Source organism: Marinobacter sp. OP 3.4 (assembly GCF_036224885.1).
Classification (GTDB): Bacteria; Pseudomonadota; Gammaproteobacteria; order Pseudomonadales; family Oleiphilaceae; genus Marinobacter.
In genome coordinates this window covers 22366-36658 of record NZ_JAVVLT010000076.1, presented here as the reverse complement: position 1 = coordinate 36658, position 14293 = coordinate 22366, and the positions used below count along the sequence as shown (strand labels likewise).

6 protein-coding genes are annotated in these 14293 nt (G+C 61.5%); 3 read left to right on the top strand and 3 right to left on the bottom strand.

Features of this window, described 5'->3' with window-relative positions; translation table 11 throughout:
- The first annotated feature begins 124 nt into the window (after positions 1-124).
- The 3 genes from RO069_RS12965 to RO069_RS12955 all read left to right on the top strand — a co-directional run bounded on the left by RO069_RS12965 (position 125) and on the right by RO069_RS12955 (position 3493).
- The gene (locus tag RO069_RS12965; RefSeq protein ID WP_328188048.1) at positions 125-1474 is read left to right on the top strand and encodes an adenosylmethionine--8-amino-7-oxononanoate transaminase; all 1350 of its coding nucleotides are present in this window, start codon (positions 125-127) and stop codon (positions 1472-1474) included.
- Positions 1475-1547: 73 nt separating this feature from the next.
- The gene (locus tag RO069_RS12960) at positions 1548-2294 is read left to right on the top strand and encodes a 16S rRNA (uracil(1498)-N(3))-methyltransferase (RefSeq protein ID WP_328188047.1); all 747 of its coding nucleotides are present in this window, start codon (positions 1548-1550) and stop codon (positions 2292-2294) included.
- A gap of 140 nt (positions 2295-2434) precedes the next feature.
- Positions 2435-3493, top strand: a complete 1059-nt coding sequence (locus tag RO069_RS12955) for an HDOD domain-containing protein (RefSeq protein ID WP_328188046.1) — start codon at positions 2435-2437, stop codon at positions 3491-3493.
- Here RO069_RS12955 and RO069_RS12950 read toward each other — a convergent pair.
- The 3 genes from RO069_RS12950 to RO069_RS12940 all read right to left on the bottom strand — a co-directional run bounded on the left by RO069_RS12950 (position 3458) and on the right by RO069_RS12940 (position 14258).
- Entirely contained in the window at positions 3458-4798 is a 1341-nt protein-coding gene (locus tag RO069_RS12950; RefSeq protein WP_328188045.1) for a YihY/virulence factor BrkB family protein, read from the bottom strand. The genes RO069_RS12955 and RO069_RS12950 overlap by 36 nt on opposite strands.
- A gap of 167 nt (positions 4799-4965) precedes the next feature.
- Entirely contained in the window at positions 4966-5268 is a 303-nt protein-coding gene (locus RO069_RS12945) for a hypothetical protein (protein ID WP_328188044.1), read from the bottom strand.
- Positions 5269-5282: 14 nt separating this feature from the next.
- Positions 5283-14258: an Ig-like domain-containing protein gene (locus RO069_RS12940; protein WP_328188043.1), complete on the bottom strand. Its 8976-nt coding sequence runs from the start codon at positions 14256-14258 to the stop codon at positions 5283-5285.
- Positions 14259-14293: the final 35 nt, after the last annotated feature.

Sequence of the window (14293 nt, the reverse complement as noted above, 5' to 3'; positions counted from 1 at the left end):
CCCGCCAAACAATCAATCTACAAACAAGAAACTGCCACCTTCCTAGAAAGCGCCGTTAACTGTATCATTCAATCTGGTTAACAGAGACAAACCCACCAACAAGCAAACAGAACCGGAGCCCACCATGCGCAATGCCGACCTGGTCGCCCGTGACCTTAAATCCGTCTGGCACCCCTGCACCCAGATGAAGGACCACGAATCCCTGCCCCTGATCCCCATCAGCAAAGGCGAAGGGGTCTGGCTGGAAGACTTCGAAGGCAACCGCTACATCGACGCTGTCAGCTCCTGGTGGGTCAACCTGTTTGGCCACGCCAACCCCCGTATCAATGGCGCCATCCGCGACCAGATCGAAAAGCTCGAGCACGTCATCCTCGCCGGCTTCAGCCATGAACCCGTGGTAGAACTGTCCGAAAGGCTGATCGAGGTCACCCCGGAGGGCCTCAACAAGTGCTTCTACGCCGACAACGGCTCATCGGCCATCGAGGCCGCCCTCAAGATGAGCTACCACTACTGGAAAAACCACGGCAAGCCGGGCAAGAAAAACTTCGTCAACCTGTCCAACAGCTACCATGGGGAAACCCTCGGTGCCCTCGCCCTGGGCGATGTGGCCCTGTACAAGGACACCTACCAGCCCCTGCTGATGGAAGTGCTCACCGCGCCGTCACCGGACGCCTTCAACAAGGAACCGGGCGAGACCGACGAGGCATACGCCCTGCGCCAGTTCGAGGCCATGGAGCAACTGCTGGCCGAGAAGCACGACGAAATCTGTGCCGTGGTGGTGGAACCGCTGATCCAGTGCGCCGGCGGCATGCGCATGCATCACCCCATCTACCACACCAAACTGCGGGAAGCCTGTGACCGCTACGGTGTGCACCTGATCGCCGACGAGATTGCCGTGGGTTTCGGTCGCACCGGCACCATGTTCGCCTGTGAACAGTCCGGCATCAGCCCGGATTTCATGTGCCTGTCCAAGGGCCTAACCGCTGGCTACCTGCCGCTGTCCGTGGTGCTCACCACCGATGACGTCTATAACGCCTTCTACGACGACTACGAAACCCTGCGGGCCTTCCTGCACAGCCACAGCTACACCGGCAACCCCATCGGCTGCGCCGTGGCCCTGGCCACGCTGGACATCTTCCGGGATGACGACGTCATCAATGCCAACCGGGCCCTGTCGACATGCATGGCGGATTCCGTGGCCCATCTGGCGGATCACCCCAACGTGGGCGATATCCGCCAGCATGGCATGACCATGGCTATCGAAATGGTCAGGGACCGGAAGACGAAGGAGCCCTTCCCCTGGCAGGAACGCCGTGGCATCCGGGTCTACAAGCACTCGCTTACCAGGGAGGCCCTGCTGCGGCCGCTGGGCAACGTGGTCTATTTCATGCCGCCGTACACCATCACCGAGAACCAGATCCGTCACCTGGCCCAGGTGGCCACCGAAGGCATCGATATCGCAGTACGGGACTAGGAGTCTGGTCAGGGGGTGACAGGTTTCGGTAACCTGTCGCTCCCGATGACGATCTTCCCAACAGGAAACGCCCGTGCGCAATCCGCGAATCTTCACTGATGCCCCGTTACAGGAAGGCCAGACGGTTTTCCTGGATGACAGTGCCGCCCACCACGTCGGCAAAGTGCTGCGCATGCAGCCGGACCAGCCCCTGGTGCTGTTCAACGGCGATGGGGCCAATTACCCGGCCGAGCTGGACGACGTGGGCAAGAAACGGGTCAGCGCACGAATCCTGGCGAAGGAGGAAAGCACCTGCGAACCACGCCTGAAGATCCTGCTGGGTCAGGTCATCTCCAAAGGCGACCGTATGGACTACGCGGTGCAGAAGAGCACGGAGCTGGGGGTGGATACCATCGTGCCCCTCACCAGCGAGCGCTGCGACGTGCGCCTGAAGGGCGACCGGGAAGACAAGCGTATCCGCCACTGGCAACAGGTCGCCATCAGCGCCGCCGAGCAATGCGGACGGGCGACGGTACCCACCATCACCCCCTTGTGCACGTTATCCGACTGGTTCCGGCAAAGCGAAGCCTGCGACCTGCGACTGGTCCTGCACCACCGCACCGAGCAGCCGCTGGCTGACATGGCCCCGCCCCAGAACGGTGTAGCGCTGCTGGTCGGGCCGGAAGGAGGCCTGTCGGAAGCGGAAGTCAACGCGGCCCGGCAAAGCGGCTTTTCGCCTGCAGCTCTCGGCCCCCGGGTGCTGCGGACCGAAACCGCACCGGTGGCGGCCCTGACCCTGTGCCAATGGCTGTGGGGGGATTTCAGGGGGCCTGGGCAATAAGCCTCTGGTCCCAATTGGACGGTATATCGGTGAAGCTCACCAACGGCCCCTAACGCCGGACTGTACTATACTGCGACAGCATAAGGGGTGAACTGGCCCACCAGCCACGACGCCCTGACGGATTCAAGGAGAAGCACCGGATGCCAGGTATCGTTTCCTGGATTAGACATAGGCTGTTCCCCAGCCACTCCGGCCATGGTGCCCACTCCACGATGTCGGCGGGCAGCCCCCAACCCACCGGGAGCGGCCTGCTCAGTCCAGGGGTTGTGGATACTCCGGATTGTCGCCCACCGAGGGCAAGGCTGGACGATCACCTGTTCTGCTGGCTTCTGGACAGCAGCCCCCGGCAGATTGAGCAACCGTTACCCCTGACCAGCAAGGTCCTGCGGGAACTCGACACCCGCCTCCGGGACGACACCCTGAACGAATTGCCCCGTCAGCCACTGACGCTGCCTACCCTGATGCGGACCCTGGCCAGCGATGCCACCTCCCGCAAGGAAGTGACCGATATCATCCTGGGGGATGCTTCCCTGACCAACCAGGTACTCCAGGTCGCCAACAGCCCGTTCTTCAAGGTGAGCGACCACCCGGTGGAAAGCGTTGACCAGGCAGTATTCCTGCTGGGCCTCGACGGCATCCGCAACGTCGCCTCCGCCTCGGTGATGCGCCCCATGCTGGCGGCCCGAAATTCCGCCGAATCCACCTTTTCCCAGCGGGTCTGGCGGTGGGGGCTCACCTGCGCCCGTGCCGCCGAACTCATTGCCCTGAACAACCGGCAGGAAAGCACCAGCTACTTCATGGTCGGCCTGCTTCCAGCGCTGTCCTACCTGACCCTGAGGCGGGAGGTACAGAGCATTTTTGACCAGCGATTCCCTGACCAGCACCCCACCCCACATATCTTCCATGAGGCCATGCAGCGCTATGAGTGGGCAACCGCGCAAAAAATTGCCCACGCCTGGGGCCTGCCCCCGGGATATCACGCCCTGCTGCTGACCGCGGAACGCCCAGCGCCCGACCAGGAGCACTCACCGCTGAACGACGGCATCGTCCTGGGTACCCGGGAAGTATTGCGGGACGCGCACCAGCGCAACCTGGGAATTGACGAACTGCTGCCCCTGCTGTCCATCAACGAGGAGCAACTGGACAGGGTGCGCCAGATCCTGTCACGCCTTCTCAGTGAGGGGCTCTCCAGCCGCTGAGGCCTGGTTGGAGACCAGTAGCTCAGCGAAAGTCCGGGTCTGGTCGGCGGTAACCCTGGGCACCAGTTCCGGCGGCAGAACCCGGGGCAGGCGGCTGACCACCCTTTCCTCATCGGCCCGCACCACATCCAGCACATCCCCGACCCGGATCAACTCCAGCGCGCGCCCGGGCACCAGGTGATCACCGGACGATCCGGCCAGGGACAACAGGCCCTGGCGAATCAGCTTGTCGGATATGCGCCGGGTTATCTCCCCGGGAACCCGCATATCCCGCTCCAGTGTCTCCTGCTGGGGCGCTGGCCTGCCCTCGGCAAAGGGTTTGCAGACGTTCCACATCAGTACCAGGGCCACTTGCTCCTGCAATTCGGGGGAGGGGTCCACTTCACGCCCCCGGGAGACATTGCCGGGGTTCTGCAGATAAAAGGCAATGCTGGAGCCGAGCAACAGGATCATCCAGTTAATGTAGGTCCAGATCAGCAGGATGATGCCAATGGCGAAACTGGAGTACACCGCCGCGTACCGGGTAGAGCCGGCCACAAACGAGGCAAAGATCATCCCGCCCGCCTGCCAGGAGACACCGGCAATCACCCCGCCAATCAAGGCATAGCGCAGCTTGACGCGGGTATTGGGAATAAAGACATAGACAAAGGTGAACGCCCCCACCACCAGGAAGAACGGCATCAGCCGACTGGCCACCAGCACCGCTGAACCAAAGGGCTCGATCTCAATCAACCGCTGTACGAATGCCGAGGAAAAAATGGTCGCCGAAATACCAATGGCGGACACCATCAGCAAGGGCCCGATCATGATCACGCTCAGATAGTTGGAGAAGCGCTGGGCCAGCGAGCGCATTTCCGGCACCCGCCAGATCATGTTGAAAGACCGCTCGATCTTCTGGACCAGGGCTATCACCGTGTACACCAGTAACGCCAACCCGACAGACCCCAACACCCCCACTTTCATGTTGTCCACAAAGGTCAGGATCTGGTCGGCCACCTCCGCCCCCTGTGGGCCCAGGGGCTGGAAAAACTGGTACAGGAACGGCTCGATACGCTGATGCACCCCCATGGCCTTCAGTACGGAAAAACTCAGGGCAAGCAACGGCACAATACTGAGTAGCGTGGTGTACACCAGACTCATGGCATGGAGGGTGAGCTGACCGCTGATCACGTCACGGGCCACCGCGTAGGCGGTGCGACCGGCCTTGTACAGCCAGGTCCAGGGCCAGTGCTGGGGCGGGTTGGGGTTGGCCAGGATCCATTGTTCGGCGCGGTTGAGTCGTTCTTTGAACTGGAATGAAGCCACACGAAATCCTTAGTTGCTTCCGGATACCTCTGTTAGGACGACGAGAGACGGGCAGGTCCCGGATCGCATTTCAGGTCCCCGATTCTTGAGTGATTGAAGAAGAGTATGGCTGAAAATCAGACGTGGGAGAAATGCGGGAGGGAGTCGAGCCCCCCCGGTAATCCATTCTATCTATTTTCGTAGTAGTCCCCCCGCACCAACTCGGCGGTTCCGGACAACACAGTGACATACTTGCGGTTGCTGACCTCCTCATGACGCACTTCGATCCGTGCCTCGTCGGTAATTTTTTCCAGCTCATCACCCTCGAAGACTTCGGCGGTATCACCGGTATTGAGGATCTCCACAGTGGCGACCGCACTGTCTCGCGAGCCGCCCCCACCATCAGAGCAGGCCGTCAGGCCCAGTGTCAGTACCAGCGCCAACAGAGGTCGGAGAAGCGCCTTTTGTTTAAAAATACGAGTCTCTTTCATATCGCTTCCTCCAGTCAGAACCGCAGTGGTCGGGTCAGCGGTGTTTCCACGGTAATGCTGGCGCCACTGTCATCGTCATCCACCGTGACACTGGCCCCGGGCTCGAACAGGGAATCCAGACTGGTGGGGGCATCAATACCGATGCAGCGGACCGCATCACTGTCGTAGTACCCGAAACCGGTGCCGGTTTCGCCATTGCCGAAGGTCTCCGCCCAGGCGCAGCGATCACCGTCACCCAGCCTTGAGCGGGCCCGGATGGTGCCGTCCTCATCAATCGTGGTAGAAGCTCCCGGCGCATTGAACTCAGCCCGGGACTCCATACCGGCGCGGTTCACCAGGGAATGCCGGGCCCGCCCGAGGCTGTCTGCAACCACCGTCATCGTGCGGCCTTCAGCAGCGCTTCGGGTGGTTATCTGCGGACTACCATCCGGACCCTCCTCCATCACCGTGCGGGTTCCCGGGATCCGGCTGCTGGCGCGGGTGGACTCGCCGCCAATGGCCACTTCATGGCGCACCTCGCCGCTGGCGAGCAGTTCCGCCAGCATCGCAGCGTCACCCGAGTCGGCCACGGCCACCACCCGGTCGGCAAAGCGAATGGACAGGTTCACCGGCAGGCGGACCGTCATCTCGTTGTCTGACTGGGCGGAACGCCCCGCCAGACGATGCTGCGAGCTGCCATCCAGGCGGATACGGGATGACAACACCCCGCCCCCGTCCGGCAGTGTCTGGCTGACCTCAAAGCCGTCGCCATCATCCGCTTCCTCCACCCGGAGGTTCTCATTGCCACTTTCCACATCTGTGATCTCGATACGGGCCAGGTTCTGGCTGCCGCCGGCTCCGGAGACAATCTCCGCCGCCCGGCCCAGGCCATTACGGTCGGGGTCGGCATTGCGGGAGACGACCTCTACACCGTCGCTGCCCAGGGCAATGGCGGAGCCCGGGGCGAGATCCACCAGGTTGCCGTTTTCCTGGTACTGCACGCGACCGTCCGCGGTAATCTCTGCCGCCTGGGACGTTGCACCCGCCGGCAGGTCCACCATGGTGTAGCCATCGGCTTCCACCGCCCCCGTGGAACCGGCGGAGCGAACCGCGATAGCCGAGGACAACACGCCGTCTGACGGGGCATTGCGGCGGCTGAGAATGCTGACCTCACCCCCTGGGGTAATCCGGTATTCCTGTGCGGCAACCTCATTGCCGCCCACCGCGCCACTGGTCACAGTAACCGTTCCATCGGCTGCCAGCATCAGGTTCGCCGGTACCGGGTCAAAGGCCACAGCCGTCGTCTGGTCGTTACCGTCCGCGTCCGTATAGACCGAGGCAACGGTGACTTCGCCCGTGGGCGACTGGTCAATGACGACCCGGGTCTGACCGGGACCTTCATCCCCAAAGACTGCCTCGCTGCGCATGCCGCCCTGGGGCAGTGCCGTGACGACCAGGTCGCGGGCCTGGCTGACCAGGCGGCTGCCCGGCTCGGCGTCGCCACCCTGGCGGAAGCTGCTGACCTCGGTACCGCCGGTCGGGTCGATCCGCACCACCTGTTCGCTGCCATCGTTCTGGCTGAAGGTCAGGGTCTGGCCACCGTTACCGTCGTTGTTCGTGGCGGGCAGCGGGGCAGACGGGTCATCGAGGACGACAGAGACATTCCTGGGCACGCCGGTGGCATCCACGTACTCGATGTCATAGCGGGCGCGGGAAGGCTGCTCATCGGTATAGGACGGCCAGCCGGACGCCGGGGTATTCAGCACCGGATCGGCAGGATCCACCAGCTGACGGTCACTGGTCTCGTCCTCGCCCGGCTGCACCGGGCTGGAGACTGGATCGTCACCGCCGTCATCGGAGCCCCCGGCATTGTCGGTGACCTGAATCCGGAAGGCGGGCAGGCTCGCTTCTTCCTCACCATTGCTGGCGGTGATCACAATGGGCTCGCTGGCGCCCACCTGCTCCAGGTCCGGAGTGCCCTGCAGGCGGCCATTGGACTCATCGAAACTGGCCCAGGCCGGCAGGTTGTCCACCGAGAAGGTCAGTGGGTTGCCATCAATGTCCGTGGCGGTCGGGGTGAACCGGAAGGCGGTGCCTGCCGGAACCGTGGTCTGCGGCGTACCGTTGATCAGCGGTTTATCCGCTACCGGGGCAACCACCAGCCGGATAACAGCCAGTTCGGATTTGCGGCCGGTGTCGTCCGCAATGGTGTAGGTGAAGCGATCTTCGCCGTAGAAATCCTCCGCTGGCGTATAGGACACAGTGCCATCCCCGCCTGTCGTCAGGGTGCCGTTCAGGGGCTGCTGCCTGACCTGCAGGGAGTCCACGGCCAGGTTACCGTTCAGGTCCTGGTCGTTGCTCAGCGGTGAGAGATTGGCTTCACTGTCCTCAGCCACGGCCAGGTAACGGTCGTTGGCCAGGGGCCGGTTGTTACCAGGCTGGTCGGTGACAGTCACCGTGGCCGGTGCCGACAGTTGACCACCCTCGTCCCGGACAGTGTAGGTGAAGCTATCCGGCCCGCTGAAGGTCTCATCCGGCGTATAGCGGAACAGGCCCGCCGCCGTGTCCAGTGTTACCTGCCCCTGGGCGGGACTGTCTACCAGGCTCAGGGTGGCCGGATCCAGTTCGCCATCAAGGCCCCGGTCATTACCCAGCACATTGATGGCCAGAGCGGCACCGCCGAGCGTCCAAACCTGGTCATTGCGGGCCAGCGGTGCCCCGGTGAGCCCGACGCTTACCGTAACCGACGCGGTATCAGAGACCAGGCCCCGGTCATCCCGCACGGTGTAGTGGAAAACATCCTCACCGCGGAAGTCCGCATCCGGCGTATAGAGTATGTCGCCGGTGTCCGGGTCTACTTCGGCCATACCATGGCCGGGCAGACGGCCAAGTTCCACGGTCGCGCTGGCAAGTGCGCTGCCACTGGCCTCATCATTGGTCAGGACCTCCACCGGCATTGCGGTTGCCACGTCGGTGGACACCGAGTCATTACGGGCGACCGGCGCTGTCCCGCCATCGGAGACGTTGATAAACAAAGGAGTCGCAGCGGAGCGGACACCATCGGTATCCGCCACGGTGTAGGCAAGGCGTTCCACACCCTCGAAGCCTTCATCGGCGGTGTAGGTCAGCTCACCGTTGGCCCACTCTGCCGTGCCGTGGTGCGGTCGGAGGACCAGCGCCACGCTCTGTGGGTCCAGTGCCACATCCGTGGCGCCGGCACGGTCATTGTCCAGCATCGCCAGGGTGGCGGTACCGCCAGGTGCTACCCTTGCGGTGTCGCCACGGGTCACGGGCGGCAGACCGGCCGGCTCAACCGTCAGGCTGACCGTGGCCGGGTTGGACTCACCACCAAACTCATCCTCCACCACGTAGGTGAAGCTGTCGGCACCGGTATAACCCGCCTCCGGTTGATAGGTGACGGCACCGGTCGCGGTCTCCACCTCGACACGACCGTGGGCCGGCGCTGTAACCACGCGGACACTGGCCGGGTTCAGGCGCCCTTCCTCATCAACATCGTTGGCCAGCACATCCAGTGCCAGACGGGTATCCTGGCCCAGAGTGGCACTGTCACTGCCTGCCTCCGGCGCCAGGTTGCCGGCGGTAAAGTGCAACGTTGCATCGTCCTGAATCCCGGCCCAGCCGTTGCCGGCTTCGTCCAGCAGACTGTCGGCATCGACCCGCAGAGCATATTCATGGGTGGGAACCAGGGGCTCATCCAACACCACGGTGACTTGCTTATCCGCCACGGTCACCCGGGCATCGGTGATCGACAGCACACTATGGTCCTGCCCGTCTGTCAGGTCCCGCAACGTGAGCTGGCCACTGTCTGCCACCACCGGCTCGTCGAAGACTAGCATCAGGCTGGAGTCGTAGGGCACATCGGTATCGCCATTGCCCGGGGTGGAAGATTGCAGCATGGGGCCACTGCCATCGTAGGTAAGGGTGAAGGTGTTGCTGGCCTCGTTATCGTTGCCAGCGACATCTCCGGCTACCCCGGCGGGTACCGAGAGGGTTATCTCGCCATCACCCGAAGCGGTCACAGTGACGCTGAAGCTGCCGTTGCCCTCGTCCGTGAAACCACCCAGGCTGGCGTTGGTCACAGACACATCTTCGGGCATAAAGCCGGACACCGGCTCGCCAAAGTCGACCGTGACGTCAACCGGCCCGTTAACGGTCGTACCTGCATCGCCACCGGTAATGGCAGGCACCGGTGTCGAGCCATCGTATTCAAGAACCAATGAGTTCGCCGCCGTACTGTCGTTGCCAGCCGTATCCTGGGCCACCCCAGCACTCACGTCCACGGTCACCGTGCCATCGACTGTCGGCGTCACGGTGGCTGTATAGTCAGCATCGGCGCCTGCGAAGTTGCTGACCGAACCGTTGGTCACCGCGATATCGTCAGCAGTGAAACCGGTTACCGACTCGGTAAAGCTCACGGTCACGTCAAACGGGGCATTGACCGGGTCACCCGCCGCTGTGGCCAGGGTTGGCGCTGCAGCGGTGGTATCCAGGGACGCCGTATCGGTAACGGCCGCTGCTGCATTTCCAGCGGTATCCGTCAACACAGCAGACAGCGTTATCGTACCTTCACCAAGGCCGGTCAGGTCGACGCCGGTGACCTGCTCACCGGCACCTGCAATCGTACCTGTGCCGGTCACGGGCGTACCGCCGCCGCTGCTGGAAATGGTGTAGCTGTACTCAGTCCCGACTTCGGCACTGGCAAAGGCGAAGCTCACTGAGCCAACCGAAGCCGCGCCAACATCCGACTGGTCGAAGCTGACGGTATGCCCAGTGGGCGCTGCGGTATCCAGGGTCGCTGTATCCATAACCGGGCTTGCCGTGTTGCCGGCGCTGTCGGTGAGTTCGGCAGACAGCGTCAAGGTGCCATCGACAAGGCCACTCAGATCAATACCCGCAACCTGGTCGCCTGCGCTGGCCAGGGTGCCGGAACCGGTGACCGGTGTACCGCCACCACTGCTGGAGATCGAATAGCTGTAGTCTGCCCCCACTTCAGCGTTTCCGAAGGTGAAACTGGCGGCGCCTGCTTCGCTGCCATTCAAGGTGGCATCATCAAAACTGACGCTCTGGCCATTGGGTGCGCTGGCATCCAGCGTGGCCGTGTCGGTCACGGCCGTGGCCGCATTGCCGGCAGTGTCCGTTAAGGTTACGGACAGCGTTAGCGTGCCATCAGACAGGCCGCTGAGATCCAAACCACCGACCTGCTCCCCAGCGCTAGCCACGTTACCAGTGCCCGTCAACGGTGTGCCACCGCCATTACTGGAGACCGTGTAGCTGAAATCGGCCCCGACTTCAGCGCTGCTGAAGGTAAAGCTGGCCGATCCGGCTTCGCCGCTGTTATAGGTGGCATCATCAAAACTGACGCTCTGCCCGCTGGGCGCACTGGCATCCAGCGTAGCGGTATCGGTCACGGCAACGGCCGAGTTGCCAGCGGTGTCCGTCAAGGTTACGGACAGAGTCAAGGTACCATCGGACAGGCTGCTGAGGTCGAGCCCCACGATCTGCGCACTAACGCCGGATACGGTCCCGGTGCCAACCACTGGTGTACCACCGCCATTGCTGGACACCGTGTAGCTATATTCCGCGCCAACTTCGGCACTACTGAAGGTAAAGCTGGCTGCGCCTGTTTCGCTGTTGTTATAAGTCTCATCGTCAAAGCTGACGCTATGGCCGCTGGGCGCTGTGCTGTCCAACGTCGCGGTGTCCGTGACGGAGCTGGCAGTGTTACCGGCGGGGTCTGTGAGAGTGACCGAAAGGGTCAGCGTTCCCTCGGACAGGCCACTAAGGTCAAGATTGGCAATTTGCTCATTGGCGGTGGCGACGGTGCCCGTGCCGGACACCGGGGTGCCGCCACCGCCGCTGGAAATGGTATAGCTGTAATCGGCGCCGACTTCGGCACTGGCGAAAGTAAAGCTGGTGGCCGTTGCTTCGGCCGCACTGATGGTGCCATCGTCGAAACTGACGCTGTGGCCGCTGGGTGTCGCGTTGTCCACCGTGGCATTACTGCTATCGGTGGTGGTGGTCGCGTTACCCGCATTGTCGGTGACGCTCACGGATACGTTCAGGTCACTTCCGGATACGGAGCTTCCATCAATGCCATAGGAGGCGCTCCAGGTGCCGCTCGTACTCGTGGCCGTGACAGACGATCCGCCGCCGAAGGCGGAGAAATCGACGGTAACCGTGTTGATAATGTCTCTGTTATTGTCGCCGCTGGCCGTGTTGTTCCAACTGGCGGTGACGGTATCCCCAAGGACATAGGAGCCGCTGTTTCCTGTGCCACCGCTGAGGCTGATGTTCGCATCGCTCACGATAGGATCCACATTGTCGGCCAGGCTTACGGTTGAAACAATGTTCAACGCGGTGGTGTCGTCCCCGCCGTTGGAGGTTCCGCCGTTGTCGGTAATGGAGGTTAACGTCACTGCGCGCGTGGAAGGACTGATGTTGACACTGCTGTTCCCGTAGGAAAGGTTGTCAATCAATGTCTTAGCCTGCGAGTTTGACAGGGTTGCAGTTGAGAAACTCACCGTAGCCGTGGAGTTCACCATGGATACGGAGAAGTTCAGCCCATTGTTTGCCGTAGACCCGGTCTCGCCGTTGACCAGCGTAATCGAACTGCCATCAACGCTTAAAATTTCCGAAACACCATTGGCCAGATTATCGATGGTGAGCGTCAAGTCGGATAGGGTTTGCCCGCTTTCGATGGTGGAAAAGGTCGTGCCTGAAAACAGGCCGACAGGACTGCCGCCCTCACTGAAGTTGGGATCGCTGCCGCCAGCCGTCAGGACTGGCGCGTCGTTGCTGGCCTCCAGGGTAACGGTCGATGTGGCACTAGTGCTCGCCCCACCGTCGTCCGTTGCTTCGATGGTCACAGTGCGGCCCGTAGTATCGGGATTGTCACTGTTGTTTTGATAGCGAACCGCCTCAATCGCCGCAACTAGCTCAGCATTGCTGGCGGTGTTTCGGGTAATGGTGATTTGATTGGCCGAAGTGGTGAAACCCAGAGCGCTTGCCAGCGAAGCCGTATCAACATCCAGGCCCTCACCGGCATCACCCTGAGGGTTATCCAATGTCAGTGTGACGGTTTCGACCGTGCCATCCGAATCGCTGGTGGCGACTGCGCCCGTTACTGTCACGCCATCGGTATTCGCGGTTCCCTGGTCAGTATTTTCACTGAAGGCAGCGGTGTGGTCGCTACCGGCCGCGCCGGTGTCCAGATCGAGTGTAGGCGCATCGTTGGCCGTCCCGGTGGCAAAGTTCAGCGTGTCCGGGTTGTCGTTCAGGCTCAGAGCGGCGGCACCATCGGCGGTATCGGACAGGGCCGACGGATCGATATGAACATAAAGATCCGTCGTGCCGGGCAAAGCTGCATTGATGGTCAGGGTGTCGTTTGTTGTATTGGTCGTCGACAGGGACACAGTGGCATCGCCCCCCGTCACAGTGCCACCGGAGAGGGTTGCGGTAGAGGCGGGTGTATCGTCAGCGACGTGACGTATTTCTATGTTGCCGCTGCCAAGCTGGACAGACTCATCGAATGTGATAACGATACTGTCGCTGGTGGACGCACCCGTAGCGTCATCCGTTGGTGTGCTGGTCAGGATTAGCGGCGGGGTCTCGAGTTGCTCCAGATAAATCGAGTTGCCGTCGCCCTGTGTTTCACCTCGATAGTCCCAGATATCGACATCACTGTCATTATCAAAATCGGCCACAAAAACGTTGCTCGATGCATAGAACTGGTCGACCGCGTCAATGCCCTCAAACGGGCTTGATGCGCCGGTTACCGCCGTAAAATCGCCGCTGCCATCATTCTGGTAGAAAGTCGTCGAACTGTAGGTGTCGTCATCAAATGCCAGGACATCGACATCACCGTCCGTGTCGAAATCCCCGACAATCACACCGGTACCAATATCCGGAACGCCACTCAGCGGATTGTTACCTCCACTAAGACTACTCGTGTAGGTCGACCCACCGGTATTTTCATAATATCTTGATGTACCGTCCCCCCCGGTATCACCTCTGAAATCCCAAATATCAACATCGCCGTCATTATCGAAATCAGCCACGTAGACGTTGCTTGACACGAAGAAATAATCCGTTACGTCATTAAACGGGTCCGATTCTCCGGTGACTGCCGTAAAACCGCCATTACCATCATTCTGATAGAAAGTCGCCGAGCTATAGGTGTTGTCATCGTAGGCCAGAACATCCACATCGCCATCTGTATCGAAATCCCCGACAATAACCTCCCAATTCGGGACACCGCTCAACGGGTTAGCACCGGCATTGAGTGACGACTCGAACTGCGTAGCCAGCACACCGTCATAGTTTTCCAACGCCGAGCCCGCCAAAACCGCATTGGCGGTCAGATCGCTGCTCGAAGCCAGCTCTCCCGTCGCATACTCGAGTACCCAGTCACCGGCCCGATCCTGAGCACCTGTGATATTCGTGGACGCTGCTACATCCGCACCGGTGCCCGCCGCCAGCTCATTTATGAAACGTCGCCCACGTTCGCCCTGTGCCAGGTTGCAGCCGGCCAGAAAAATATCAGCATCGACGGAAAGTGCGCCACGGATTGTAGCAATGGCGTCGGCCCGATGCTCGAGCATGCCTGCGTCGATTCGGCTAGCGCCGAGACGGAGGGCCCCGGACTCACCATGACTGATGATGTAGAGGGCGCGAATGCCGGAACGCCCACGCAGGGCATCGGCCAGAGCGTCCAGGCCATCGTCGCCTGAAGCGACAGGCACAACTGTCGCATCGGCGGGGACGCCACGTACTAGCATGCGCCAGTTCTCGACAGAGGTGTCAATAACGACGACTTCGTCTTTTACGGAGTTGAGCGGGTGGGGCGTGAAGTTTAACCCGACCGGTTGGGCGAGTGCTTCGCTAGTCCTGCTTTCGTCGGCCTCTAAGGCATCAACACCCTGGACCAGGCCAGGGCTGGTGGCTCCGAAAGCCGGCGTTGCCCCCCACACTATTGCTGTGGCCAACAGCATTCGTGAGAGGCCGCATTTGTAGCTCATAAAAGCGA